The following is a 25,987-nucleotide window of genomic DNA, read 5'->3' as shown; positions in this document are numbered from 1 at the left end:
GCTTCAACAAGCTCAAGCACTTCCGCCGCTTCGCGACACGCTTCGACAGGCTCGCCAGCCACTACCTGGCCTTCGTCCACATCGCTGCCTCCATGCTCTGGATGCGCTGAATGTCGATTCGTCCTAGTCCAGCGGCTCGATCATTCTGTAGCCGAGGCCTTGTTCAGTAAGTACGATACGGGGGCGTGCTGGATTGCGTTCGATCTTTTGCCGCAACTGTGCGACGAGGACGCGAATAGATTGACTATCGACAGAACCGGCTCCTCCCCAGACTGCTGCGGCGATTTGGCGGTGCGTGACCACGCGGCCAGCATAACGCGCAAGGGTTCGGGCGAGGTCGTACTCCTTGGGCGTAAGGTGAATTGGTTCATCCTCAATCCAGACCCGCCGGCTAGAAAGGTCCATGGTGAGGCCGCCGGCCTTGAACACCGAGACTGAAGAGAACCGCCGGTCGCGACCCCGTTGTGCGGCGCGCAGGCGAGCCAAGAGTTCCCCCATTGCAAATGGCTTGTTGACGTAGTCGTCTGCTCCGAGATCAAAGGCGGCGATTTTCTCCTCTTCCAGGTGCCGGGCGCTGAGGACAATGATGGGGACCTCTGACCATTCCCGGATCCGCTCGATGACGACCTTGCCGTCCATGTCAGGCAGACCCAGGTCGAGCAAGATGAGATCAAATCCCTCGCCCGCGAGCGCCTCCATGGCCGCGCTGCCATTGCCGACCGGCGTTATTTCGTAGCCTTCGGCTTCCAGCGCGGGACTCAGGGCCCGCACGATGTGAGGCTCGTCCTCGACCAGAAGAATCTTGGTCATGCCGCCGCACCCCCCTTCTCGGAAAGGGTAATCGTCACCCTTAGACCCTTCGGGCTTCCGAGGCTTTTCTCCAGACGGATGGAGCCTCCCATCGCCTCTACGAAGCCTTCGGTGATCGAGAGTCCGATGCCCGTCCCCGGGGCGTCCGGCCGCCGCAGTTCCCCCCGATAGAACTTCTTGCAAAGCTGGTCGTATTCGTGATCGGGCACGCCCGACCCATTGTCCTCGATCACCAGTTCCACCCTTCCGTCCGCTCGTCGCGCAGTGATCTCGACCCGGATGGATGGACCGCCGTGTACGAGAGCATTGTGCAGCACATTGAATATTGCCTGTTCAAGCAAAGCCATATCGGCCTCGATCTCCAGCGCTTCATCCAGTGATGCAGTGTGAAACCTGTACTGTGCGTCGGGTCCCAGACGGCTGATGGCAGCATCAACGACCTCGATCACCGCCATGGGGCACAAGTTGGGCGAGATGTGACCGGCCTCGATCTGTGAGAGGGCAAGCAGGCTTTCGAGATAGGAGTTTAGGCGGTCGGCCTCATGGAATATGTCGCTCGCCAGACTGCGCCGCGTCTCGACATCAAAGCGCTCGCCGTAGTCCCGCAGACTGCTCGCGGACGCCATGACCGTCGCCAGTGGAGTGCGGAGGTCGTGGGAAATGGATCCCAAGATCGCATCGCGCAGCGTCCCGGCTCTCACACCCGCCTCCACCTCCGTCTGGAGATGGACGAGCCTGATGCGATCCAGCGCAGCAGCGGCAAGATCGACCAGCAGACCGCAGAGCCTGTTCTGGGCTCCGAGATGCGAAGCCGGGGTTTCTCCGATCCGCCAGACTGCGACACCAAGTGTGCTCTCACGCGACAGGGACTTGGCGCGCCAAGCTCCCTGTGAGACGAGTTGGCCCGATGTTTCGGCCTTGGCGACCAAAGCGAGGACACTGTCGTCGAACCGGTCTTCCGCCGTTCCCGGCGGGAGAACGAACGTTTCGCCGTCGGTTGCCATTTGAAGCTGGGCGGCGAGTTCATCTCTGAGCACTGCCGCATCGGCTGCCGCGCTGAATGCGCGGCTCGCCTCAAGAAGCGTCTCCAGTAAATCTGCCCGGCGACGGCTGTCGCGCTCACTCTCACGAACCCGTCCGGCGAGCCCGCCGACCAGCAGCGCGACGATCAGAAACACCGATAGCGTAAGGGCGTCGTCCGCGCCTGCGAACTGGAGGCTGAAGCGTGGTTCAACGAGGCTAAAATTGTAGGCAATGAACGCCAGAAATGCCGCAAATATGGACGGACGCGTCCCGAAGAAGAGAGCGCAGACGATCACCGAGCCGAGAAAGAAGATCGCCAACCGGGTGAGGTCGAACACTTGATACAGCAGGACCGCCGTAAACGTCCCTAAAAGCACCACCGAGGCTGCGGCCACGAACTGTCCAACCAAACCCAGCCCCGCGTCGAACCGCTCCAAAAGCCAAGCTGTCGGCCGGGGCGCATCCTGTATCGATGCGAGATTTGGGCCATCTCCGGGCGTGTAAGAGAGCAAGGCAGCGTTTCCTGGACCAGAGGAGGGCGAGTGAGAGCGTCAGTCTTGCAACGTTTTGCTCCCCTCAGGGAGAGCCATAAAAATCCTATGCTTGAGGCGGGAGGAGGGCCGTTCCATCGTCTGTCGAAATGGAGACTTTCATGAACGGATCTACACGCCATCCATCTCGACCGCTGGCCACAGCCTGTGTCCTCGCACTTCTTTTGTCGGCGGGATCCCTGTCGGCCTGTTCGCATCGGTCCGTCGCGACGAGCGCGGCCGACGGGGGACCGGTCGCGATGCCCTCAACGGGCGGCTACGGCGACGACAGGGTCGCGGGCGGTGCAGGTAGTGCACCGGGGAGCGCCGAAGACTTCCGCATAAATGTCGGAGATCGGGTCTATTTTGATCTGGACAGCTATCAGCTGCGCGCAGACGCATATCCGCAACTGGACGCACAGGCGGCATGGCTGCGGCGTTATCCCGAAATCACCGTGAGGATCGAGGGGAATGCGGACGAACGCGGAACCCGCGAATACAACCTCGCCTTGGGCGCTCGTCGCGCCGAAGCCGTTCGGACGTATCTGATCGGCCGAGGTATCCCGGCAAGCAGGATCGACACCATCAGTTTTGGCAAGGAGCGGCCGATCGCGCAGGGATCGAACGAAGCCGCGTTCGCCCAGAACCGAAACGCCCATACGGCCATCGTCAATCAGCGCTGAGCGGAAATCTCCACCAAAAAGATTCGTGACAGATATCTGGAGCTACGGGAGGCACCTCGCATCCCCTGTCGACGTCGCCCGCCTCCAGAAGTGGCCCGCTGTCGCCCAATTCGACGGCGGGCCACGCCTAATATCGTAATCGGAGTATCGGCCAACGCTTGGCGAGCTTGCTACGCCCCTCCACGCAGGAGACTCGCCGTCGCCCCGCAATATGATCCAAAAAGTTGCGCTGCGCCGTCGCACCACAGTGTTGTCGACGGTGGTGGACCTTGTAGGCGCCGTTTTGGCGGCAGCCGCCTGGTGGTCATGGTCTCGGGATGAGTAGATCGTCATCGTTTGGCTGGGGAAGCCGAAGTTCACCCAGTAGACGTCTTCAGTCCGCTTTGGGTCGGGAGCCGACCTTCGCCTGAGGGTGGGAAGCGGACCTTTTCGCCGCTAAGCTACGATCATGGCCGAATATTCGTGTTGGTTCTGCGACCAGAAGATCGACCGTTCCGACGAGGGGGCGGTCCTCGTAACTTTTGAGAGCCTATGGCGGTGGCACGATGGCCCCCGAACCTTCAATGTTCGGCGAGGACGGTTAAAGTCCGCAACGGGTCGAGACCGGACTGTCGCCCCGGGGTGAAAGGCGGACGTTGACGTGCGGACCCGTACCCCGACGGACGTCGCGTCATTCGCGGGCGAGTCTGCCGTCCCTATCCATACCCGATCGCGGCAGGTCCGGGTTCTGGCCGAGCGCCCGGCGTCAATCCGGCGCGTCGGCGCGGACGAACCGGTACGTGCAGCGGCTGGCTGCTGCGACCATTTGCGAGGGATCGCCGAGCCACAGGTCTTCCAGAATCAACTCATTCCCCGAGACGGATGCCGTGCCCGAAAGATCGAGGTTGGCGGGCCGCTGGTTGTCGCCCTCGACCTCGGCGCTGAAGGACTTGTCAGCAGCATCGAACCGGTAGGTGCCCCAATAGTCCCGGTAGGACTCAAACGGAATCCAGGTGACAGAAAATCGCTGCGCCGCATCAAAGACCAGCTCGTTGATTGGCGTCGGCACCACACCATCCGGGCAGGTTGCGCCGGTCTGTCGCCAGGTGCCCCTGAGCGGGGCTTGCTCCGGTGTCACGACACGGATCTGCGCTTCGAGCGGTTGATCACCAAGGCGCCCCGTAATGGTCACCAGGGCGGAGGCCGGAGCGTCGTCAGCGACCCTGACAGTGAGGGCCTCAGCGTCGAACTGCAGGATGCCCTCAGGCGAAAAGGCGATGTCGGTGACGCAATGGCGGGGCGCCCGTTCAAAGGAATGGGGCCTGTCCGTCCAGTAGGCTTCCAGACTCACCGTCGCGCCCGGGGCGCGTTCAAGCGGTTGAAACCACCAGATCGCGACAGCGTTATCCACGCGCGGCGCACACTCATCCGGCGTCTGAGCCAAAGCCAGGCTGCCTGCGAAGATCAGAGCCTCAAACATCGGTCTTCATCCCCAGCGCTCATTCGAGGCGCTGACGCTACCAACGGCGCACCCGGCTATCAATGACCACTGACCCGCGCCCCTCGCGGCGGGGGTGCTGTCAGGTCTGGGCGTCCGGCAGGTCGATTTCGACAAGGCGCCAGCCGAACAGGCCGTTGCGGTCCATGTTGAGGATCAGCGGCTGGTCCGGGCGGTCGGTCGTGGCCAGGCGCACCTCGACGCGGTTGGCGCCGCGATAGGTCCAGGATTTGCGGACGTCGTCCTCGGTCTCGCCGGGGGTGGGCCTCGGACGGTTGAGCACGTCCTGGGGCTCGGGCGCCTCGGCCGTGCGGACCATGGTGGCCACGCCCTGGGGGGTGATGACGGCATCGATAGCGCCGGAGACGATGGCCGGGCCCAGCAGCATGCCGACGCCGGCCCATGCGGGGTCGATCTCGGAGCCCTCGGCCCGCATCTCTGCCATCATGCGGGCGTTCAGCTCGTCCTTGAGGCTCTGGCGGACGGCGGGAAAGTCGACCAGCCGCTCCAGCGCGGCCTCATCGCCCTGTTCGGCGGCGCGGGTCAGGGCCTGCATGGCAAAAATGGGTGACAGGGCCCAGGCCCCGAGCAGCAGTACGATCGCCAGACCGGCGACCCCGATAATCAGTTTACGCATAATCCCCTCAACTCTCCCTGACCCGGTCTGAACCGGGCACTCCCGCTACCGTAACGCTCCCCGGGGATCAGGGTTGCCGTGAGTCGCGGCGTTCGGCCATCGCGATCAGCCGCCCTTGCGACCGCTTTGGCCGACGATGGGCACGCGCTCTTCCGGCAGGCTGACGTGCACCAGATGCCAGCTGAAGAAGCCGGTGCGGGCGAAGGTGAAGACCGTCTCGTCGCCGCTGTCGCCGGTGACCGCCATGCGGGCCCGGTCCATGCCCCAATAGACCGGCCGGGGCAGCGGCCCGCCGGAGGGCGGTTCAGCCTCGGCACTTTCGGCCTCGGAGCGCAGGGCGGCGGACCGTCCCTCGCCCCGGGTCATGGCGCCCAGCGCCGCAGGCGTCAGATAGGCGTCGGCCCTCGGCCCTTCGGCCACCGGCCCGCGCTGGAACTGGCGCTGCACGGCGCCGATGGGATCCTCAAGGATCGAGGGCGGGGGCGTCAGGGTCTCGACCCGCCCGGTCAGCTGCGGGCCCAGCGCCTTGCGCATGGCGCCATAGTCAACCAGCCGGTCCAGCTCGGCCACGTCGCCGCTGTCGGCCGCACCGCGCAGGGCAAAGAAGGCCACGCCGGGGGCCGCAAAGAAGCTGATGACCAGCAGCACCACCGCCGCCAGGATCAGATTGCCGATGATCTTCAAGACTGCCTCCGGGTCTGTAGGCCGCCAGAATGCACGAACCCGGCCCGGTCACAAACAAAAGCCCCGCCGACGCGAGTCCGGCGGGGCCCAAGCCCAAGAGATGGTTGTCATCCCGGACGCCACATCGTGGCGATCCGGGACGGCAGTGCGGCATAGGGAACGCTCCCGGAAATCGCCTCGGTGATTGTCCGGGAGACGGCCAGACCTGATCGGGCCTTCCCCCGGATAGACGCTGCGCGTCTTCCGGGGGCCTCGCAATACTGTGCTGCGTCCCGGATATTCGCTTCGCGAATTCCGGGATGACAACGCAGGGGCGTCTATCAGGCAGCCATCGCCTTGTTGAGGTTCTCGGCGACCTTGTCGAGGAAGCCTTCGGTGGTCAGCCAGCTCTGGTGGTCGCCGACCAGCAGGGCCAGGTCCTTGGTCATGTGGCCGCTCTCGACGGTTTCGACGACCACACGCTCCAGCGTATCGGCAAAGTCGATCAGGGCCTGGTTGCCGTCCAGCTTGCCACGGTGGGCGAAGCCGCGCGTCCAGGCGTAGATGGAGGCGATGGAGTTGGTCGAGGTGGCCTCGCCCTTCTGGTGCTGGCGATAGTGGCGGGTCACCGTGCCGTGGGCGGCCTCGGATTCCAGCACCTTGCCGTCCGGCGTCATCAGCACCGAGGTCATCAGGCCCAGCGAGCCGAAGCCCTGGGCGACGATGTCGGACTGGACGTCACCGTCGTAGTTCTTGCACGCCCAGACGAAGCCGCCCGACCACTTGATGGCCGCGGCCACCATGTCGTCGATCAGGCGGTGCTCATAGGTCAGGCCCTTGGCCTTGAACTCGGTGGCGAATTCCTCGTCGAACACCTTCTGGAAGATGTCCTTGAAGCGCCCGTCATAGGCCTTGAGGATGGTGTTCTTGGTCGACAGATAGACCGGATAGTTGCGCTGCAGGCCGAACGAGAAGCTGGCGCGGGCAAAGTCGGTGATCGAGTCATCCAGATTATACATGCCCATGGCGACGCCCGACGACGGGGCCTTGAACACCTCGTGCTCGATGACCTTGCCGTCGTCGCCGACGAACTTCATCGTCAGGGTGCCGGGGCCGGGCATGAGGAAGTCGGTGGCCTTGTACTGATCGCCAAAGGCGTGACGGCCGACGACGATCGGCTGGGTCCAGCCGGGCACCAGACGCGGCACGTTCGAGCAGATGATCGGCTCGCGGAAGACGACGCCGCCGAGGATGTTGCGGATGGTGCCGTTGGGCGACTTCCACATCTTCTTCAGGCCGAATTCCTCAACCCGGGCCTCGTCCGGGGTGATGGTCGCGCATTTGACGCCGACGCCGTGCTTCTGGATGGCGTGAGCGGCGTCGATCGTCACCTGGTCGTCGGTGGCGTCACGGTGCTCCATACCCAGGTCGTAATAGTCGAGCTCGAGGTCGAGGAAGGGGAAGACCAGCTTGTCCTTGATCATCTGCCAGATGATCCGGGTCATCTCGTCGCCGTCGATGTCCACGATGGGGTTGTCGACCTTGATCTTCGCCATGTGCGCTCTCTGTCTTTGGGGGAAGGAAATTGTGGGGGCGGTATAGCCGTCACGCGCCGGGGCGCAAACCCCCGGCCTTGCGCGGGCGGGCGGGGTGGTCGAGGCTGGGGCTGAAACAGACCGGAGGATCCCCCATGCGCCGTATCCCGCTCGTGCTGCTGACCCTCGGCCTCACCTCCGGTCTGGCGGCGTGCCAGAGCGAAGCGGGTCAGACCGCCGGGGGTGCGACGGCCCCGGACAGTCCCGCCGCCTCCGCTGATCCCGTGACTGCCGTGCCGGAGAGCCGCACCTTTCGCGACTGGACGGTGACGTGCGGCAACAACGGCGACTGCACGGCCTTTGGCTCTGTGGCGGACGACAACGGCTGGCTGCGGCTGTTCATGCCCGCCGGGCCGGGAGCAGAGCCGGTGGTCCATGTCGGCATGTGGATGTCGGACGGCAGTGTGGTGCCGACCCTGACCATCGACGGCCAGCCGTTCGCCTCGCGGATCGAGGACGATCTGGCCCGCATTCCTGCCGACCGGACGCGTGCGGTGATCGATGCGCTGGCGGAGGGTCGCGCAGCCGAACTCGGCACGGCTGACGGATCGCTGGCGGTGTCGGTCTCGGGCATCTCGGCGGCCCTGCTGTGGATTGACGAGCGGCAGGGGCGGCTGGGCACCGTCACCGCCCTGATCCGCAAGGGCGATGCTCCGGCCTCGACCGTGCCCGCCGCGCCGACCTTGCCGGTGGTCGCGGCCGCGCCGGCGGTGGCCCAGACGGGACTGACCGCCACCCAACTGCCCGACGCGGTCGAGGACCTGGACCCGGTCCGCACCTGCCGGACCGACACCGACTTCAATCCTGATTTTCAGTATGACATCCAGCACTACCGACTGGCCGCCGATACAGTGCTGTGGGGCGTGCCCTGCTTCATGGGCGCCTATAACACCGGTTATCTCTATGTGCTGACGGACAATGCCGGGGCATCGCCGCGCATCGTCAGCTTGCCGACCACGGGCGAGGCGATGGAGACGCCGATCAACCCGGAATACGACCCGGCCACGCGGCGGCTGGAGGCCTTTGGCAAGGGGCGGGGGCTGGGCGACTGCGGCACGGTCCACCAGTGGATCTAGACCGGGCGGGCGTTCGTGCTGGAGCATGAGCGGCGGATGGAGGCCTGTATGGGCGTGACCGCCGATCTGTGGCCGGTCACCTGGGATACACGCCCGGCGACATAGCGTCGGTATCAGATTCCGTCACAGCCCTTGGGTGCGGTCGGGGACTAGTCTTCGGTCATGGGAGGCTTGATCATGACCACGACACCGACGCGTTTTGCCCGCTCAAGAGGGGTCGCAGCCCTCGCCGCCTGTAGCCTGCTGGTGTCCGCCTGCGCGACCGATGACCCGCTGTCCGACCCCCTGTTCTGGCAGGGGGTGTCGATCGGCGCCGATCTGGTGGCGCTGGCGCTGATCCTGGACTCGGACTGCTACACGCGCATCGACGCCTGGGGCTATCCGTACCAGGTCTGTTACGACGACCGGGATTACCGGGACCGTCCGCAGCGGCCCCATCGCCCGCACCGGCCCCGGCATCCCTGATCTGGCACCGCTGATTCCGGTCAGGCCTGCTGGCTGGCGACCCAGTCGGTGATCACCCGGTCCAGCACCGTCAGCGGCACGCCGCCAACCGCCAGACCCGTGTCGTGGAAGCCCCGGATGTCGAAGCGGTCGCCCAGCGCGGCCTTGGCCGACGCGCGCATCCGCACCCATTCGGTGTGGCCGATCTTGTAGGACGAGGCCTGGCCCGGCCAGACGGCATAGCGTTCGACCTCGGTGGTGACGGCGCTTTCCTGATCGCCCAGGGTGTCGACCATATAGCGGATGGCCTGTTCACGGCTCCAACGCTTGTGGTGCAGGCCGGAGTCGACCACCAGACGGGTGGCGCGGAACATCAGCGACTGCAGATAGCCGATCTGGCCCCAGGGGTCGTCGGCATAGACGCCCATTTCGTCGGCCAGCTGTTCGGCATACAGGCCCCAGCCTTCGGAATAGGCCGAGAAGCCGAGGATCTTGAGCAGGAGCGGGGCCTCGTCGTTTTCCTGCTGCAGGGCGATCTGGTGGTGATGGCCGGGCGAGGCCTCGTGATAGGTCAGGGTCGGCAGGGTCCATTTGGGCCATTCCGCCGTGTCACGCAGATTGATGTAATAGGCCCCGGGGCGCGAGCCATCCAGCGCCGGTCCCTGATAATAGCCGCCGGGTGCGCCCGCCTCGGTAAAGACCGGCACGCGGCGGACCTCGACCGGGCTCTTGGGGATACGACCGAAATACTCGGGCAGGCGCTCCTGCATATCCTGCATCTGCAGGTTCAGGTCGGCCAGCAGCGCGGCCTTGCCCTCGTCGGTGTTGGGATAGATGAAGCGCTGATCCTTGCCCATGGCGGCGATGCGCTGGCCAACCGTGCCCTGGGTCATGCCCTCGGCCCGCAGCAGGCCGTCAGCGCGCGCCGTCAGCTCGGCCACCTGTTCCAGGCCCATCTGGTGGACTTCTTCGCCGGTCATGGTGGTGGTAGTCGAATTGCGCAGGCCATAGGTGTACCAGGCCTCGCCGTCCGGCAGGCGCCAGACGCCCGCATCGTGGACCGCCTCGGCCCGGCGCGCCTTCATCGCCTCGGCCTGACGGACCAGCGCCGGATAGATCTCGCCCTGAACAATGCGCTCGGCGCGCGCGGCCCAGTCGCCGGGGATTTCCTTCTCGATCGCGCGTCGCTGGACCGAGGTGGTCATGATCGACTGGCTCGCCGGGGTATCGTGCAGATTGGCCAGCTGCAGCAGGGTCTTGTCGATGACGAAGTCGGGCGGGATGGCTCCGGCGGCAAAGTCCGCCAGCATTCGCTCGGTTTCCTGATCCAGCGCCGTCGGGAAGGCCGACAGGCGCGACAGATAGGCCTCGGCGTCCTCGGCCGTTTCGATGGAATGCTGGCTGTCGAGGAAGTCGGGGATATTGCTGTACGAGCCGCTCAGCTGGCTGATCGTATAGGGTGAGTTGCCGGTGCCGTAGTCAAATCCCTGGCTGATCTGGACCGTCTCGCCGAAGAATTTGACGGTGTCATAGTTGACCGCGTCGCGTCCGCTGAGGGCCGACCGGTCGATGGCCATCAGCTCGTCGGCAAAGCTATTGAACTTGACCTCATCGGCATCGATCTTGGCCTGCGAGCGGTCGTCCAGCTGGCCCTTGGCGGCGGCCATCGGCCCCTTGTCGAAGCCCAGCGAGGTCAGGATCTCGGGCGAGGTCATGACCAGTTCCTTGAACACGCGGTCCATCCAGTCATTGAGCTGCGCGACCGGGGTGGTGGCGGGCGCTTCCTGGGCGAGGACCTGACCCGAAGCGGCAAGGCCTGCTCCGGCGGCGGCGGTCAGCAGAAGGCGGCGACGGTCGATCATGGGAACATCCTCTCGAAGGGTTGCCCGCATACGGCACCATCCCGAAGCATCCCACAAGAGGCGGCCCCTGACCTATTCGGCGTGGAGGTGCTGTTTGACGCGCTCGGCCAGGGTCTTGATGTCGAGCGGCTTGGGCAGGAAGGAGACGCCCGCCTCGTCCTGCAGCAGGTCCGAGAAGTCGCTCTCGGCATAGCCCGAGATGAACATCACCGGGATGTCGCCCAGATAGGGCCGGGCCTTCTTGAGCAGATTGGGGCCGTCCAGCCCGGGCATGATGACGTCGGAGATCATCATGTCGATCTGGCCCGCGTGTTCCTCGGCCAGGATCAGGGCCTCCTCGCCGTCGGCGGCCTCGATCACCTCATAGCCGCGCTGGCGCAGCAGGCGGGCGGCGATGCCGCGCACGGCGGCCTCGTCCTCGACGAACAGGATGCGGCCTGCGCCGGACAGATCGCGCGGCGCCTTGACCTTGACCTCGACCGGGGCGATCGCCTCGAGTTCTGCGGCCGCAGCGGCAGGCAGGAAGATGCGGAAGGCCGCGCCCGCGCCTTCGAGATTGGTGACGTTGATGTGGCCACCGGCCTGTTCGACGATGCCATAGACGGTCGCCAGACCCATGCCCGTACCCTCATTCACCGCCTTGGTCGTGAAGAAGGGCTCGAAGATCTTGTCCAGGATTTCAGGGGGCACGCCGGGTCCGGTGTCCGACACCTCGATCATGGCCACATCGACGTCGGGCGCGTCGTGCCAGCCCATGGCCCGCGCAGCATCGGACGTCAGGCGGCGGGTCGTAATGGTGACCACGCCGGCGCCCGGCTCGACCACGCCGCGCATGGCGTCGCGCGCATTGACCGCCAGATTCATGACGGCGGTTTCCAGCTGGCTCTTGTCGGCCAGCACCACCGGCAGGTCGCGGCCATGGTCGGTTTCCAGCCGCACATCCTCGCGCAGCAGCCGCCGCAGCAGCACGGCGAACTCGCCTACCAGTTCGCCCAGATCCAGACGTTCGCGCCGGACCGTCGACTTGCGCGAGAAAGCCAGAAGCTTGCGCACCAGATCGGCGGCGCGGATGGCGGTCTGGCGGATCTCGTTCAGCCCGTCATAGGACGGATCGCCCACCGGGTGCCGTTCCAGCAGGCCCGACAGCTGCAGCTGGATGGCCGTCAAAAGATTGTTGAAGTCGTGCGCCACCCCGCCCGCCAGCTGGCCGACGGCCTGCATCTTTTGCGCCTGCGACAGCTGCAGCTCCATCGACTTCTGGGCCGAGGCATCAAACAGCCAGACGCGGCGGGCGTCGTCTTCTGGGGCGACATAGAGGTGCAGGATACGGTCGGGATGGGCGCGGGCGACCAGCTCGATCGGACCGGCCGACCCACCGGCCAGACGGGTGCGGGCCTCGGCCACACCGGCCGGATCGAACAGATGGCCAAAGGCGGCGTCCCGGGCGGAGGCCGGTCCGGTCAGCAGGGCCAGCGCCGCATTGGGCTGTTCCACCCGCCCCGCAAACAGGTCGTCGTGACGGATGATGGCCGAGCCGAATGGGGCACCGGCGGCCATGGCATGACCTTCGCGCAGGGTGCCGGTCGCGCGGGGGCGCTGGGCCTCGGCGGAGGCCACCTCGCGGCCGGGCGCCTCGGCCAGCAGGGTCTCGGGCGCGGCCCGGACCAGAAACCGACCCGGTCCGGCATAGCCGATCAGGGCCTCGACATCCTTGTCCCCCAGCGGGATCAGGGCGCGTCCCTGTTCCCCGGCGCGCGCCTGGGCAAAGGCGGCATAGAGGGCCTGGGCCGCCTTGCCGCCGCGCCTCGGCAGGCTGTTGCTGGCGCCGTCCGCCTCGGCCCAGGCCGCATTGAAGGCCAGCACCCGACCGTCGGACCAGACCAGGGCGGCGGGCTCGGCCAGCGCCTCCAGCATCTCGACCGCCGTATCGCCGGTGGGCTTTCGCGACTCGCTGCGGGTGAAGATCATCAGCCCGATCAGGGCCACCCCCCCCGCCGCGACGATCAGTATCAGGCCGGGCGCGCTGAACGGATTGGTGCGAAACGCCGGATAGGCCATGGCCCCGACCAGCAGGGCGCAGCCGATCGCCATCAGCACCAGGGTCAGATCAATCGGCGCCCCTCGGGGCAGCGGCCGGGCCGGGGTGGTCATCCCGCTCTCTCCTGCGAGGCGAATCGCCTGCCCTCTTATGCCATATCCGCCGGGTACGGACGCCAAAGTCCTAGCGCCGACGTTTCTTGAAGACGAAGCCGATCACCTGGGCGGCGGCCTCGAAATGCTCGCGGGGGATGGTCTGGTCGACATCGACCGAGGCGTAAAGGGCGCGGGCCAGGGGCACATTCTCGACGATCGGAATATTGTGTTCCTTCGCCACCTCGCGGATTTTCAGGGCCAGATCGTCGACGCCCTTGGCCAGACAGACCGGCGCGCCGTCGCCCTGATCCGGCTCATAGCGCAGGGCCACGGAATAGTGGGTCGGGTTGGTGACGATGACGGTGGCCTTGGGCACATTCTGCATCATTCGCTGGCGGCCGCGCTGGGCCCGGATCTGCTTCAGCTTGGCCTTGACGTGCGGGTCGCCCTCGGCCTGCTTGTAGTCTTCCTTCAGTTCCTCGCGGCTCATGCGCATGCGTTTGGCAAAGCGCATCTTCTGCCACAGGAAGTCGGCCCCGGCCGTGAAGGCCAGAAACACCAGGGTCGAGGCCATCAGCCAGACGGCCAGCTCGCGGGTGAACGGCAGGATGCTGGCCGGCGACATGGCGGCCATGTTTTCCAGCTCGCGCAGGTGGGGCTTCAGCACAAACCAGCAGACGGCGATCACGGCCACCAGCTTGACGAAGGTCTTGACGAAATTCATCAGGCCGTCGGGCCCGAAGATGCGCTTCACTCCCTCAAGTGGATTGATCTTGCTCCACTTGGGTTTCATCTTCTCGGCGCTGAAGATCAGACCGGACTGGGCCAGATTGCCGCCGACCCCCCCCAGGATCACCGCCAGCGCCAAGGCTCCGAGGAAGGGCGCCGCCGCCCACAGGGCCCGCGCGCCGATCTCGACCCCCGCCCCGGCCTCCAGCGCGCCGACCATGGTGTGGGGTTCGGCGATGAAGGGCAGCAGGCTTTCCGCCATCATGCCGGCGAACGGGCCGCCCGCCATCAGCAGCACGGCGGCGGCCCCCAGCAGCGACAGGGCCGAGGCGACGTCGGGTGACTTGGCGACATCGCCCTTCTTTCGCGCGTCCTCAAGCTTTCGCGGGGTGGCCTCTTCTGTTTTGGACTCGGGATCCTTGTCGTCAGCCACCGGCACCTCCGGCGAAGATCTGGGCCAGGCTGCGATAGCGGTCGATGAAAATCGTCCCGACCACGCCCAGCGACAGGGTGAAGATCGACAGACCCAGCAGGATGCTGAGCGGGGCTGTGGCGAAGAACACCTGGAACTGCGGCATCACGCGACCGACCAGCCCCGAGGCCAGGTTGAAGATGATGGCAAACACGATCACCGGCGCGGCCAGCTGGATGCCTAGCATGAAGCTGTCGGCAAGCGTCCGCACCGCCAGCTCGACAAAGTCCGCCGTGATCAGCGGCCGGACCGGGGCGATCAGCTCATACGATCCCGCCAGCCCGGCGAGGAACAGATGGTGGGTGTTGTTGGCAAACAGCAGCGTCACCCCCAGCAGGGTCAGGAAGGCCGAGAGGGTCGAGCCCGGCTGGGCCTGCATCGGGTTGGTGCTCTGGGCGAAGCTGAGCGTGGTCTGCAGCGACACCACCTCGCCCGCCGTCGCCAGCGCCGTCATGAAGGCCCGGAGGATCGCCCCGATCATCAAGCCGGTGGCCACTTCGCGGATCACCCAGCCCGCCATGCCGCCGACGCTTTCGGGCAGGGCCGGCAGCACGGGGGCGGCGATCGGCCAGACGACCAGGGTAATGACCAGCGCCAGCGACAGACGGATGCGCGGCGGCACATAGGTCTCGCCGAGGCCCGGTAGCAGCATGAGGATGGCGCCGAGACGTGCGAAGACGAGGGCGGCACCCCAGACCTGATCGGCGGTGGCGTAGCCCTCCACCCGCCTACATGCCCGCGATGCGGGCGGCGATGGTCTGCATGAAGCTGCCCAGCAACGCCCCCATCATGGGCAGGAACAGCAGCAGGGAAATGAAGATGGCCAGGATCTTGGGCGCATAGATCAGGGTCTGTTCCTGGATCTGGGTCAGGGCCTGGAACAGGCCGATGCCGACCCCGACCAGCAGGGCGACGATCAGGGCCGGCGCGCACAGCTGGATGGTCAGCCACAGGGCATCGCGCCCCACATCCATGACCTCGGCACCATTCATCGCTCAGAACTCTCCAGACCGGCACGCGTACCCGGCAGAAACTGCCGGGATCGTGGTTAACACCGCCCTAACGATGCCCCGCTTTGGCTGGCCCGACCCTTGCGGGACAGGGGATCAAAGGAGCCCGAACCATGCTGGATCGCTGGATTTCGACCCGAAACGAGACAACCGCCATCGCCCGCGGCGGCTGGCTGGATGCCATCCGTTTCATTGTGGCCGTGCTGATCGTCCTGCATCACTTTCAGGCGGCGGGGCCCATCGCCCTGGCCGAGGGGCTGCACCCCGCGTTCGAACACACCGGCTTCCTGCTGACCAATCTGTTCATCATCGACAGCGGCTATGTGCTGATGCGGCTGTACTCGCAAAGCCTGGCCTCGGGTCAGGTCAGCCCGGGCGAATTCCTGACGCGGCGGGTGCTGCGGGTCGTGCCGGCGCATCTGATGATGGGGTTGGCGCTGGTGGCGCTGGTGGTCGGCAGTGCCACCATCGGTCTGGCGCCGCGCAATCCGGAATGGTTCGACTGGAGCCAGCTGCCGGCGCAGCTGGGGCTGGTGCAGGCGTTCGGCATTCCCGGCGGGCTGGGCTGGAATGCCCCGACCTGGTCGATCTCGGCCCTGATCGGCTGCTATCTGGCCTTTCCCTGGATCGTGCGCAGCTGTGCACGTCTCGGCCCGTGGACCTGGCTGGTGCTGGGGATCGGCCTGTACCTGATCGCCAATGAGCTGGCGCGAGCCCTGCTGGGCTATCCCGTCTACCAGATGCCGATGAAGTTCGGCTTCTTCCGGGCCCTGCCGCTGTTCTTCCTCGGCATGGCGCTGGCGGCGTTTGCGCACCGCGTCTGGATCCACCCGGGACTGGCCCGCTGGGTCGGCGTACTGGCCACCATCGGCCTGATCGCGCTGCAGTTCTACGGCAAGAATGCCCTGCCCAGTCTGGTGATGATCTCGCTGATCATTCTGGCGGCCGGCGCCATTCCGGTCGCCCGCCCCTCACGCCTGATCGAGCGGGCGGCGCTGGTGTCCTTCTCGATGTTCATCAGCAATGAAGTGGTGCGGATCGCCTGGTTCGGCGTGGCCAATGTCGCCATCGCCCGGCTGAACCTGTCGGAGCCGGTCCAGTGGGCGCTATGGGCCATGGGCGTCGGCATGGCGGTCGCGTTCGCCTTTGCCTTTCACCACATGGTCGACGGCCCGCTGCAGGACTGGCTCAAGGCCCGCACCCGCCACCGCGCTCCGGCGACCAAGGCCGTCAGATCGGCATACGCATGATTTCCTGATAGGCTTGGATCATCTGATCGCGCACGGCCATGGCGGTTTCCAGCGAGGCCTCGGCCGAGCTGATGGCGGTGACCACATCGATCAGACTGCCCTGCCCCTGAACCACCTGGGTCATCTGGGCCTCGGCGGCGCGGGTCTGGGTGGTGGCGCTGGCGATGACATTCTGCACCAGATCGGAAAAGCCGGGCGCGTCGGTCGGGCTGACCGCCCCGGCAGAGCCTGCACCCTGAATGGCCTGATAGGCGCGGGCTGCGGCAATCGGATTCATGACGGCCTATCCCCTATTTCTTCAGGATCTCGAGCAGGCGGCTTTCCATGGCGCGCGCCGTCTCGATGATGTTGAGGTTGGCCTCATAGGCGCGCTGGGCCTCGCGCATGTCCATGGCCTCGACCAGGGTGTTGACGTTGGGCCGCATGACATAGCCATCGGCATTGGCGGCCGGGTGGGACGGGTCATAGTCCATGCGGAAGTCGCCCTGGTCGGGCCGCACCTCGGCCAGCACCACGCCGGTGACGCCATCGACCGTGCGCGACTGGAAGACCGGCACCTGACGGCGATAGGGTTCGCCCCCCGCGACCGGTGAGGTCGAATCGGCATTGGCAATGTTTTCGGCGATCACCCGCATGCGTGACTGCTGGGCCTTCATGGCGCCGGCGGCCACGGCCATGGCGGGATTTCTGGGCGGGACGGGATCGGGCATGGGTCAGTCTTCCTTCAGCCGGGGCTCAGCGGCCCGGCGGGCGCGCGGCCATCCGCAGCAGGGTCATGGACTTCTGGTAGAATCCGATGGCCGCCTCATAGGCCATGCGGCTCTCGGTCATCTTCAGCATCTGCTCCTCGACCACCACGGAATTGCCGTCCAGCGTGGTCTCGGAGTCCGGGGCCTCGACGGCGGAATAGCAGGCGGCGGGTGACGGCGGGGCGATATGGCCGGCCTGGGTGCGGGCGAGGGTCACCGGCCGCGCCGTCATGGCCGAGGCGAAATCCTTGGGCAGGGCGAGGTCATGGGCGACATAGCCGGGGGTGTCGGAGTTGGCGACGTTCTGGGCGATGACGCGCTGGCGTTCATCCAGCCAGGTCAGGCGACCCTTGATCTGGGTCAGAAGGGGCAGGTCGGCCACACCCATGTCAGCCTCCTTGAAGCGCAGGGGCCCGCCAGTCTGCGGGCTGGGCATAAACTGCCGCCTCTATGGTTAATCACGAGTTATCTAAACGCGACGTTAACCCTCACGGTTAACCTTTGGCCTCGAACCCGCCCGTGCGGGCGCGTCGATTCGAGCCGCCATGTCGAGCCTTCATGTCCTTTCTTGATCTTGCCCGGGCGATCTTTGGCCTGGCCTTCACGCTTGGCCTGATCGGCCTGGCCGCCTGGGCCGGACGCCGCTATGCGCCGCAGCTGCTGGCCCGCTTCGGGGCCGACCGGGGCGAGCGACGCCTGACCGTGGTCGAGACCCTGGTGCTGGACCCCGCCCGCCGTCTGGTGCTGGTCCGGGTCGATCAGGAAGAACGGCTGATCCTGCTTGGCGAAGGCCGCGAACTGATCGAGCCGCGCCAGTCGCTGGCCCCCCTGCCCCCGGGGCCGCAATCATGAGCCGGACCCGCAAGCGCCCGGCGATCCTTGCCCTGCCCAACCGGGAAGAACTGAAGCGCGCGGCCCTGCTGTCGTTGCTGGTCACCCTGGTCTCGCTGGTCTGGCCAATCGCGGCCCTGGCCCAGGAAGTCGCCTCGGGCAGCGCCATCAATATCGACCTCGGCACCGGGGCCGGCCTGACCGAGCGGGTCGTGCAGCTGGTCGGGCTGATGACCGTGCTGTCGCTGGCGCCATCGATCGTCATCATGACGACCAGCTTCGTGCGGATCGTCGTCGTGCTGTCCCTGCTACGGACCGCGCTGGGCATGCAGCAGTCGCCGCCGAATGCCGTTCTGGTGTCGCTGGCCCTGTTTCTGAGCGCCATCGTCATGGCTCCGACCTGGCAGGCCGCCTATGATTCGGGCATCCGGCCCTTGCTGGATCAGGAGATGGAGCTGCCCCAGGCCTTTGATGCAGCCTCGGAACCGGTAAAAATTTTCATGCTCTCCCAGGTCGATCAGGACGACCTGGCCCTGTTCACCCGCCTGTCCAATATCGAGGCCCCTGAAACCGCCGCCGACCTGCCGATCCGGGTAGTCACCCCGGCCTTTATGATCAGCGAGTTGAAACGGGCCTTCGAAATCGGATTTCTCCTTTTCGTTCCGTTCCTTGTGATCGATCTGGTGGTCGCCAGCGTGCTCATGTCGATGGGCATGATGATGCTGCCTCCGGTGGTAATTTCCCTGCCGTTCAAGCTGATCTTTTTCGTGCTGGTGGATGGCTGGCGACTGGTCGCGGGCAGCCTGGTCGAGAGCTTCCAGAGGGCGGCCGGAAGCGGGTGAAACCCTTTCATCCACAGGCGATGGCCCCCGGTATGGCTTGCAATGTCGCTGGAAACGCGCGTTGATCCGGTCGTCATCGCCCGCAGCGGGCGAAAAAATGGAAACGACCCAAATGACCACTCAAGCTGAACTGATTGCCGCCGTCGCCAAGGATGCCGGTGTTTCCCAGGCCGATGCCGGTCGCGTTCTGACGGCCATCGTCGAGAACATTCACAAGAGCCTGAAGAGCGGCGGCGACGTCCGTATCTCGAACCTGGGCGTCTTCGACACCGCCGCGCGCGCTGCCCGTGAAGGCCGCAACCCCGCCACCGGCGCCACCATCAAGATCCCGGCCTCCAAGGCGGTGCGTTTCCGCGTGTCCAAGCCGCTCAAGGATGCGGTCAACAGCTAAGTCTGACGTTCAGACCTGTTAGCCGGCGGCGGCGGGGGCAACCTCGCCGCCGTCTTCGTTTCTGAACCGCCCCTTCACGCTTTCGACCCAGCCGGTGAAGGTGTCGGCGCGGGCTGCCATGGCGGCGAACTCGCGGACGCTGGTGGCATCCTCCAGCCCGTTCAGCCCGGCGAGAGCGATGCGCAGGGCATTGGGCGCCCGCGCCTTTTCGATGAAGGGCGTCCAGTTGCGCGACAGCCGAAGCAGCGCCGTATCGTCCTCGGCCAGGGAATAACCGACAGCGGCGCGCAGCAGGCGGTTCTCCTCATCGCGCGTCAGCGGGGTCGCGGTGTCCTCGTGGCGGTCGCCCAGACCCTGTTCGTAGAGGGCGGCGGCCTCACCCCATTTTTCCTGCTTCCAGAAGACCTCGGCCCGGGCGGCGCGCGCTTCGGGGCTGGTGTCGCCGCCCAGCACCTCGAGCGCATGGTCAAAGCGGCCAAGGCCCAGCAGGGCCCGGGCCTCAAGCACACGGCGCTCTGACGCCAGCGCTGTGGGCAGCAGGGTGGTCCGCGTCGCCCACAGAGCCTGAAGCGCAGCCTCGGGCTGACGGTCCATGAGGTAGACCACGGCCAGGTCGGCGGCCACTTGGGCCTGGGCCACGCCCTCCAGCCGGTTCTCGACCTGGTGCTTCAGCAGTTCGGCGGCCTGATCCAGCAGGTCGACATCGATCAGGCGACGCGCCAGACGCCGCACCATCTCGTCGCCGTCGGCGCCGATGGGGGTCAGCTCACGGAAGTCATAGAACAGGCCCAGCGCCTGTATGGGCGGCATGCCGTCGGCGCCACCCTCGAGGAACAGCGCCCGGAAGACGCGGGCCAGATCGGCCTGCAGCGCCTCGGCGCCGGGCAGACGTGACAGGCGGGTGCCCGCACTGCGCAGCGCCGTCAGCGCCTCGCGGTACATGCCCTGGGACATGTAGAGCTCGCCGAGGGTGCGGATCACCTCCAGCTCGGTGATGTCGCCGCGCCAGCGCCAGCGCAGTCCTTCCAGCACCCGCGCCGCCTCGATCGGGGTGACCGCGCCGCGCGCCAGATCGATCTTCACCGCTGCGAGGCGGGCGGGTACGGCGACCTGATCCAGCGGAGCCCGACCCACGGCCTGATAGACCGCCCGCGCCCGGTCGGTCTGGCCTTCCAGCTCGAACAGCCGGGCCTGCACCAGACGCACGGCCAGTTGCTCACCCGCGCTGATGTCCTGGCTGAGACAGTAGGAGATCAGGGCCTTGGCCGCCTCGGTGTCGCCGGTCTTCAGCGCCGCTTCGGCATGGGCCGCGCCGAACCGCGCGCGCCAGACGGGCGGAAAGTCGTCGATGACCATGGAGGCACGGGCAAAGGACTCCCGCGCCGCCGTCCAGTCACCCCGTTGGGTACCCAGATAGCCCTGCCAGGCCTGGGCCGAGGGATCGCCTGACAGCGCCGCACCCGCCAGATCGACTGCCGCCTCGTCATAGCGCCCAATGGCCACGCGAGCGGCCGCGCGCAGGCCGCGCACTTCAGCCTCGCCCAGCATGCCGGGGGCGGCGGCCACGATGGAGTTCAGAACGCCGATGGCCTCATAGTGCAGGCCCGATCCCACCAGGAACCGCGCCAGCGCCAGACGCGCCTCGACCGGGGCGCGCGGATTGTCTCCGGCCACCTGGGCCTCGTCCGTGGCGGCTTCCTGCAGGCGTCGGTGGGTGGCGACAAAGCCCTTGTCGCCGGTCGCCGCCCATTCGCCGAGGATCAGGGCGGGATGGGTGGCCTTCTGCGGCGTGTCCTCGGCGAGGTCGGCAGCGACCAGCGCGGCCGAGGGCGGCGACAGGGTCAGCCCGCCGGGTCGGCTGACCAGCACGCGGTCGCCCGCCGGCTGGATGGTCAGGTCATCGGTTGCGGTCTCGATGCCCAGCCCCTGCGCCGACGGCAGCAGGGTCAGGTCCACGGTCTGGCGACGTCCGGCAAAGCCCTTGCCCGGGGCCAGCGCCGTCACGGCGGCAAAGCGGTCGCCGACCAGCGGATCGGTCAGCCAGACGGCCTTGGTCGCCCCGGCCATGGTGACGACCAGCGAGGCGCGGCCCTCTTCGTCGCGGCCGACGCGGACGCCGCCGGGGGGCACGGCCCGACCACCGAGGGTCACGGTCCAGACATTGCCCTGTCCAGAAGCGGCCACCTGGAGATTGCGCGGGGCGTCGATGCGCAGCGAGGTGTAATCAGGCCCGCGCGCCCAGCGCGCCTCGCCCGCCGGGCCCAGATCGTCGGCACCCTGCATGTCCAGCGTCGCCGCCTGGTCAAAGACGATCCAGACGGCCTCGCCCCGGCGGAAGACGGCGGCGCCGACCGGACGGTCCCAGTTGAAGGTCAGGGTCACCGAATCCGCAGACGGCGCGGCGCGCACGGCCACAGTCGCCGCCGAGGCCGTAGCCGCGGACGGCGGCGGGGCCTCGCCCGGGCGATAGAGATTGATCCAGACGGCACCATCAGCCTGACCCCGGGTGACCGAGGCGCCCTCGGCCAGGGTCAGGACCAGTTCGGTGCCGTTTGCCACAGCCCGGGTCTCGATGGCCTCAAGGCCCGGCGGGGGATCGACCTTGAGCCGGGAGACATCGGGTGCGGCGGTCGTGCCGACCCGTACGACAACGGTCCGGCCATCAATCGCGACGCGAGACCGGGCGCCGACCACGCCGGCGAACTCGATCCGGGTATAGGTGTCCGTGGTCCCGATGCGGATGGCCAGCGGCTCGGTCACGGCCGAGGCCGGGGCTTCCTGCGCCAGGGTCAGCAGGGGCGCGAACGCGACCGACCCGGCCGCGGCAAGCGCCACGGTCGACCTCAGGACGCCCTTCGTGGCCTTGGTTCGGGACATGATGCCGGACCATCGCAACAAGGCGTTGCTTCAGGGTTAACGCTTCCTGACCCGTCCTTCGTGCGACACTGCGCCGGACTTGTTCGCCTCGGCCCTCCGGCCCACATGCGGACCTGTCGATGAAGGGACATCTGATGACACCGCCGGAACCCGGCCCCGATCCCGTCGAGGCGCCGAAACCCAATCTGCTGATGGTCTCGCTGAAATGCCGCTGCCCGCGCTGCGGTGAGGGGCCGCTGCTGGAGGGCTATCTGACGGTGCGCGACGCCTGCCCGGCCTGCGGGCTGGACTACAGCTTCGCCGATCCCGCCGATGGCCCGGCCTTTTTCGTCATGTCGATCGTCGGCGTGATCGGCATGGCCGCCATGATGGCGCTGGAGCTGGGGCTGCACCCGCCGATCTGGGTGCATCTGGTGGTCACCCTGCCGCTGATCCTGATCCTGTGTCTGGGCAGTCTTCGGCCGTTCAAGGCCTGGCTGGTCGCCGAGCAATATGCCCGCAGCGCCGCCCCGCCCGAGTTTTCCAGCATCGGCAAGCATGGCGAGGGCTCGCGCTGGCGAGAACGCCGCCGCTGAGGAGGTCTGGCGGTCGGGGAACCGCGATGGAGGCCTGACCCGGAATCGAACCGGGGTGCACGGATTTGCAGTCCGCTGCGTAACCACTCCGCCATCAGGCCACTGATCGCGAGGCGCGTTCGCTATCAGATCGGATTGTCCCCCGCAACGCACACACCTATAAGCGGGCCAGCTTTTTCACTCTCCTCTCCCCAGGGATCGATCGACGCATGGACTTCCAGACGGCACGCAAGGTGATGGTGGACAGCCAGGTCCGGGTGAACGATGTCACGGATCGCGCCCTGCAGGCGGCCCTGCTGGCGGTGCCGCGTGAGGCCCTGTGCGCCCCGGACCGCGCCTTTTCCGCCTATGCCGAGGTCGAGGTGCCGGTCACGGCCACGCGCAGCCTGATGCTGCCGCGCGACCTGTCGAAACTGTTGATGGCGGCCGCTCCCAAGCCGGGTGAGCGGGCGCTGGTCATGTCGGGCGCCTATGCCGCCGCCGTGCTGGCGCAGATGGGTCTGGACGTCACCCTGCAGGAATCGGACGCCGAGGCGCTGGCCATCTCCGCCCCGACCCTGAGCGCCGCGGGCGTCACCGTGGTTGAGGCGCCGCTGGACCGGCCGCAGTCCGACGGCTGGGACCTGATCGTGTCCGAGGTCGCCGTGCCCGTCCGCCCGGATGCCTGGCTGGACGCCCTGAAGGTCGGCGGTCGCGCCGTGCTGGTCGAGCGCAACGGCCCGGTCGGCAAGGCCAGCCTGCACATGCGCACCCCCGAGGGCTGGTCGCGCCGGCAGCTGTTCGATGCAACGCCTCCGGTTCTGGACGAACTGCGCCCCGAGCCCGCCTTCAGCCTCTAGAGTCCAGCGCGGCGACGGAATGAACCGGGTGCCGCGTGAAAAAAACTTAACTGGCGTCGGGCACAACGATCTCGCACTACGCTCGTCACCGAGAATGACACGACGCGGGCCGGCCGCGTCAGGCAGGAAATGAAGATGTTCAATCGCACCCGTGCGCTGATTTCGCTTGCGGCCCTCGCCCTGGGGTCCGGACTGGCCATGCCGGCGCTGGCCCAGGACACCCTGCCCGACGCCATCCGCATGGCCTACCGGACCAATCCGACCCTGCTGGGCCAACGCGCCAATCAGCGGGCACTGGACGAATCGATCGTTCAGGCGCGCTCGGGCCTGCGCCCGTCGATCGATGTCAGCGCCAGCGCCAACTACACGCAGGTCGAAACGCCGGCGGGTACGACTGAAACAGAAAGCGGCGGCGCCAGCATCGGCCTGTCCCAGACGCTGTATTCGGGCGGCCGCATATCGCTGGGCATCACCGCCACCGAGGCCAACATCCTGGCGGGACGCGAGGACCTGCGCTCGGTCGAGCAACAGGTGCTGGCCACCGTCATCCAGGTCTATGCTGATGTGCTGCGCGACGAGGAGATCGTCCGCATCCGTCAGGAGAACCTGACCGTCCTGCAGCGCCAGCTGGACGAGGCCTCGGCCCGCTTCGAGGTCGGCGAGATCACCCGCACCGACGTGGCCCAGGCCGAGGCGCGCCTCGCCCAGTCCGAGGCCGATCTGGCCAATTCCCAGGCCCAGCTGTCGGTCAGCCGCGCCTCCTATGCCGCCATCGTCGGCCAGACTCCAGGCCGTCTGGCCCCGCTGCCGCCCCTGCCTGGCGTACCGGACGACTTTGACGTCGCCCTCGACATCGGCCTGGCCGAAAATCCCAACGTCCGCGCCGCCGAATATGCCCTGGCCGCGGCCGAGGCCAATGTCGCCCTGGCGCGCGCCGAATATCTGCCGTCCGTGCGGGTCAGCGCCTCCTACGGCGGCTCGACCAATGAGCTGTCCAGCTTTGATCTGGCTGATCGCACCACCTTCCAGGCCGGAGCGACCCTGTCGGTGCCGCTGTTCACCGGCGGCCTGAACCAGTCACGTGTGTCCCAGGCGCTGGAGCGGGCCAATGCCGCCCAGATTCAGATCGAGGGTCAGCGCCGGACGGTGCTGCAATCGATCAGCTCGTCCTATGCCCAGCTGATCTCGGCCCGCTCGAGCCTGCGCGCCGGCGAAGAAGCCGTCCGTGCCGCCACCGTCGCCGCCGAGGGTGTCCGTCAGGAAGCCCAGGTCGGCCTGCGCACCACCCTCGATGTTCTGAACGGCGAGCTGGAACTGCGCTCGGCCCAGGTGGCGCTCGTGACCGCCCGCCGCAATGAGTATGTCGCCATGGCCCAGCTGCTGCTGGCCATGGGCCGTCTGGACGTCACCGTGCTGGTCCCCGCCGAGGACGTCTATGATCCCTCGGTCAACTATGAGCGCGTGCGCAACCGCGGCGGCCTGCCGTGGGATGGCGTGATCGAGGCCATCGACCGCATCGCCGCCCCGCAGATCGTGCCTGCGAATGATGCCGAGGACGCGCCGATCGACACCCAGCTCAAGGGCGACACCATCCAGACCGCGCCGCGCAACTGATCCTCGATTAACCAACGAGGCGAAAAAGGTCCGTTGATTCCGGGCCCCGTTGATGCGACGACAGGACACACGGGGGCCGCATCGGTCCGTTCCGATCCCGTCTGCGCGTAAGCGTAGCGACCATGCCAGGGGTTATGAGACATGACTGATCCGACCGCCCAGGAACCGACGATGGAGGAGATCCTGGCGTCGATCCGCCGGATCATCTCGGAAGACGATGCCCCGGCCGAGACGGCCCCGGCCGCCGCCGCCCCGGAACCGGAACCGGAACCCCAGCCCGAGCCGGAACCGGCGCGCGAGCCTGAACCGGCCGAGGATGTGCTGGAACTGACCGAACGCTATGAGGCCCCCGCCGAGGAACCGGCCGAGGAACAGCCCGCCCCCGCCCAGGAGACCCTCGGCGACCTCGATATCGGCTCGGCCGACCCCTTCCCCGTGGATGAGGCCGCCCCGGAGCCCGAGCCGGAACCGGCCCCGGCCCCCCGCGCTGCGCCGTCTTCCGATGAGGGCCTGATCAGCGATGCGACCGCCGCCTCGGCCGCCGGCGCCTTTGCCGGGTTGGCCGCCGCCCTGCGTCCGGCGCCCGCCGCCTCGGCCAGCGCGCCTGCCGGCAACAGCGCCACCATCGACGAACTGGTCCGCAGCCTGCTGAGCCCCATGCTGCGCGAAATGCTCAAGGACTGGCTGGACGCCAATCTGCAGAACATTGTCGAGGCCGAGGTCCGCAAGGAAGTCGACCGCGTATCGCGGCTGAACGGTGCGCCCCGCTAGCCTCTGACCCTGACTTCGTCCTAAAGACTGAGGGGGCGGCTCCAGCGGGGCCGCCCCCTTTTCGTTATCGCCAAATATTGAGAACCTTTCGCCCTCAAACAGCG

General features: G+C 66.9%; 26 protein-coding genes and 1 tRNA gene. 11 read left to right on the top strand and 16 right to left on the bottom strand.

Annotated elements, in window-relative coordinates; genetic code table 11:
• Positions 1–123 precede the first annotated feature (123 nt).
• Both EG854_RS09825 and EG854_RS09820 read right to left on the bottom strand, forming a co-directional pair.
• Positions 124–810 (bottom strand): response regulator transcription factor, encoded by a 687-nt coding sequence (locus EG854_RS09825; RefSeq protein WP_123287930.1) that lies wholly within the window; start codon positions 808–810, stop codon positions 124–126.
• Positions 807–2,228: a sensor histidine kinase gene (locus tag EG854_RS09820; protein WP_164461991.1), complete on the bottom strand. Its 1,422-nt coding sequence runs from the start codon at positions 2,226–2,228 to the stop codon at positions 807–809. Before EG854_RS09820 ends, EG854_RS09825 begins: the two co-directional genes overlap by 4 nt.
• A gap of 257 nt (positions 2,229–2,485) precedes the next feature.
• Here EG854_RS09820 and pal point away from each other — a divergent pair, with 257 nt between their 5' ends.
• Positions 2,486–3,046, top strand: coding sequence for a peptidoglycan-associated lipoprotein Pal (gene pal, locus EG854_RS09815; protein WP_206423395.1), 561 nt, complete (start codon positions 2,486–2,488; stop codon positions 3,044–3,046).
• Positions 3,047–3,791: 745 nt separating this feature from the next.
• Here pal and EG854_RS09810 read toward each other — a convergent pair.
• The 4 genes from EG854_RS09810 to EG854_RS09795 form a co-directional block, all read right to left on the bottom strand.
• Entirely contained in the window at positions 3,792–4,505 is a 714-nt protein-coding gene (locus EG854_RS09810; RefSeq protein ID WP_123287927.1) for a hypothetical protein, read from the bottom strand.
• A 100-nt stretch (positions 4,506–4,605) separates the two neighbouring features.
• Positions 4,606–5,160, bottom strand: coding sequence for a DUF2939 domain-containing protein (locus EG854_RS09805; RefSeq protein WP_123287926.1), 555 nt, complete (start codon positions 5,158–5,160; stop codon positions 4,606–4,608).
• Between the two features lie 105 nt (positions 5,161–5,265).
• Positions 5,266–5,844: a DUF2939 domain-containing protein gene (locus EG854_RS09800; protein WP_123287925.1), complete on the bottom strand. Its 579-nt coding sequence runs from the start codon at positions 5,842–5,844 to the stop codon at positions 5,266–5,268.
• A gap of 320 nt (positions 5,845–6,164) precedes the next feature.
• On the bottom strand, positions 6,165–7,379 hold the full coding sequence (locus EG854_RS09795) for an NADP-dependent isocitrate dehydrogenase (protein ID WP_123287924.1): 1,215 nt from the start codon (positions 7,377–7,379) through the stop codon (positions 6,165–6,167).
• A gap of 134 nt (positions 7,380–7,513) precedes the next feature.
• Here EG854_RS09795 and EG854_RS09790 point away from each other — a divergent pair, with 134 nt between their 5' ends.
• Together EG854_RS09790 and EG854_RS09785 are read left to right on the top strand one after the other, a co-directional pair.
• Positions 7,514–8,494, top strand: coding sequence for a DUF1176 domain-containing protein (locus EG854_RS09790; protein ID WP_123287923.1), 981 nt, complete (start codon positions 7,514–7,516; stop codon positions 8,492–8,494).
• A gap of 177 nt (positions 8,495–8,671) precedes the next feature.
• Entirely contained in the window at positions 8,672–8,959 is a 288-nt protein-coding gene (locus EG854_RS09785; protein ID WP_164461990.1) for a hypothetical protein, read from the top strand.
• A 20-nt stretch (positions 8,960–8,979) separates the two neighbouring features.
• Here the strand turns inward: EG854_RS09785 and EG854_RS09780 are convergent, their stop codons facing one another.
• The 5 genes from EG854_RS09780 to fliQ form a co-directional block, all read right to left on the bottom strand.
• Complete coding sequence (locus EG854_RS09780; protein WP_123287921.1) at positions 8,980–10,800, bottom strand: DUF885 domain-containing protein; 1,821 nt, start codon at positions 10,798–10,800, stop codon at positions 8,980–8,982.
• A gap of 72 nt (positions 10,801–10,872) precedes the next feature.
• Positions 10,873–12,951 carry a cell cycle histidine kinase CckA gene (gene cckA / locus EG854_RS09775; RefSeq protein WP_164461989.1) on the bottom strand — a complete coding sequence of 693 codons (2,079 nt, stop codon included), beginning with the start codon at positions 12,949–12,951 and terminating at the stop codon, positions 10,873–10,875.
• 70 nt (positions 12,952–13,021) lie between these two features.
• Positions 13,022–14,095 (bottom strand): flagellar biosynthesis protein FlhB, encoded by a 1,074-nt coding sequence (gene flhB / locus EG854_RS09770; RefSeq protein WP_123287920.1) that lies wholly within the window; start codon positions 14,093–14,095, stop codon positions 13,022–13,024.
• A complete protein-coding gene (gene fliR / locus EG854_RS09765; RefSeq protein WP_123287919.1) occupies positions 14,088–14,858 on the bottom strand; it encodes a flagellar biosynthetic protein FliR in 771 nt (256 codons plus the stop codon). Before fliR ends, flhB begins: the two co-directional genes overlap by 8 nt.
• Positions 14,859–14,862: 4 nt before the next feature.
• Positions 14,863–15,126 carry a flagellar biosynthesis protein FliQ gene (gene fliQ / locus EG854_RS09760; RefSeq protein WP_123287918.1) on the bottom strand — a complete coding sequence of 88 codons (264 nt, stop codon included), beginning with the start codon at positions 15,124–15,126 and terminating at the stop codon, positions 14,863–14,865.
• Positions 15,127–15,257: 131 nt separating this feature from the next.
• Between fliQ and EG854_RS09755 the strand changes: the two genes are divergently transcribed.
• Positions 15,258–16,394, top strand: coding sequence for an acyltransferase family protein (locus EG854_RS09755; protein WP_123287917.1), 1,137 nt, complete (start codon positions 15,258–15,260; stop codon positions 16,392–16,394).
• On the opposite strand, the gene fliE is transcribed toward EG854_RS09755, so the two are convergent.
• Genes fliE through EG854_RS09740 form a run of 3 tightly spaced genes read right to left on the bottom strand, consistent with a single transcriptional unit; the run spans position 16,375 to position 17,531 of the window.
• The gene (gene fliE, locus EG854_RS09750; RefSeq protein ID WP_123287916.1) at positions 16,375–16,671 is read right to left on the bottom strand and encodes a flagellar hook-basal body complex protein FliE; all 297 of its coding nucleotides are present in this window, start codon (positions 16,669–16,671) and stop codon (positions 16,375–16,377) included. The genes EG854_RS09755 and fliE overlap by 20 nt on opposite strands.
• Before the next feature lie 13 nt (positions 16,672–16,684).
• Positions 16,685–17,104, bottom strand: coding sequence for a flagellar basal body rod protein FlgC (gene flgC / locus EG854_RS09745; protein ID WP_370237074.1), 420 nt, complete (start codon positions 17,102–17,104; stop codon positions 16,685–16,687).
• A gap of 25 nt (positions 17,105–17,129) precedes the next feature.
• Positions 17,130–17,531, bottom strand: coding sequence for a flagellar basal body protein (locus EG854_RS09740; RefSeq protein ID WP_123287953.1), 402 nt, complete (start codon positions 17,529–17,531; stop codon positions 17,130–17,132).
• A 170-nt stretch (positions 17,532–17,701) separates the two neighbouring features.
• Between EG854_RS09740 and EG854_RS09735 the strand changes: the two genes are divergently transcribed.
• The 3 genes from EG854_RS09735 to EG854_RS09725 all read left to right on the top strand — a co-directional run bounded on the left by EG854_RS09735 (position 17,702) and on the right by EG854_RS09725 (position 19,207).
• Positions 17,702–17,995, top strand: a complete 294-nt coding sequence (locus tag EG854_RS09735; protein ID WP_123287915.1) for a flagellar biosynthetic protein FliO — start codon at positions 17,702–17,704, stop codon at positions 17,993–17,995.
• A complete protein-coding gene (gene fliP, locus EG854_RS09730; protein WP_123287914.1) occupies positions 17,992–18,816 on the top strand; it encodes a flagellar type III secretion system pore protein FliP in 825 nt (274 codons plus the stop codon). The genes EG854_RS09735 and fliP overlap by 4 nt, the downstream gene beginning before the upstream one ends.
• Before the next feature lie 112 nt (positions 18,817–18,928).
• Positions 18,929–19,207 (top strand): HU family DNA-binding protein, encoded by a 279-nt coding sequence (locus EG854_RS09725; RefSeq protein ID WP_123287913.1) that lies wholly within the window; start codon positions 18,929–18,931, stop codon positions 19,205–19,207.
• A gap of 18 nt (positions 19,208–19,225) precedes the next feature.
• Here EG854_RS09725 and EG854_RS09720 read toward each other — a convergent pair whose 3' ends face one another.
• Positions 19,226–22,084, bottom strand: a complete 2,859-nt coding sequence (locus EG854_RS09720; protein WP_123287912.1) for a tetratricopeptide repeat protein — start codon at positions 22,082–22,084, stop codon at positions 19,226–19,228.
• Between the two features lie 134 nt (positions 22,085–22,218).
• On the opposite strand from EG854_RS09720, the gene EG854_RS09715 reads away from it, so the two are divergent.
• The gene (locus EG854_RS09715; protein ID WP_338133586.1) at positions 22,219–22,659 is read left to right on the top strand and encodes a DUF983 domain-containing protein; all 441 of its coding nucleotides are present in this window, start codon (positions 22,219–22,221) and stop codon (positions 22,657–22,659) included.
• A gap of 27 nt (positions 22,660–22,686) precedes the next feature.
• Here EG854_RS09715 and EG854_RS09710 read toward each other — a convergent pair.
• Positions 22,687–22,760, bottom strand: a tRNA-Cys gene (locus EG854_RS09710).
• 108 nt (positions 22,761–22,868) lie between these two features.
• On the opposite strand from EG854_RS09710, the gene EG854_RS09705 reads away from it, so the two are divergent.
• The 3 genes from EG854_RS09705 to EG854_RS09695 all read left to right on the top strand — a co-directional run bounded on the left by EG854_RS09705 (position 22,869) and on the right by EG854_RS09695 (position 25,883).
• Positions 22,869–23,498, top strand: a complete 630-nt coding sequence (locus EG854_RS09705; RefSeq protein WP_123287911.1) for a protein-L-isoaspartate O-methyltransferase family protein — start codon at positions 22,869–22,871, stop codon at positions 23,496–23,498.
• A gap of 135 nt (positions 23,499–23,633) precedes the next feature.
• Positions 23,634–25,112 carry a TolC family outer membrane protein gene (locus EG854_RS09700; protein WP_123287951.1) on the top strand — a complete coding sequence of 493 codons (1,479 nt, stop codon included), beginning with the start codon at positions 23,634–23,636 and terminating at the stop codon, positions 25,110–25,112.
• 141 nt (positions 25,113–25,253) lie between these two features.
• The gene (locus EG854_RS09695; protein ID WP_123287910.1) at positions 25,254–25,883 is read left to right on the top strand and encodes a DUF2497 domain-containing protein; all 630 of its coding nucleotides are present in this window, start codon (positions 25,254–25,256) and stop codon (positions 25,881–25,883) included.
• The last annotated feature ends 104 nt before the right edge of the window (positions 25,884–25,987 follow it).

It is taken from the genome of Brevundimonas halotolerans (genome assembly GCF_003730275.1).
Taxonomy (GTDB): domain Bacteria; phylum Pseudomonadota; class Alphaproteobacteria; order Caulobacterales; family Caulobacteraceae; genus Brevundimonas; species Brevundimonas halotolerans.
This window is presented reverse-complemented; position numbering and strand designations above follow the sequence as displayed.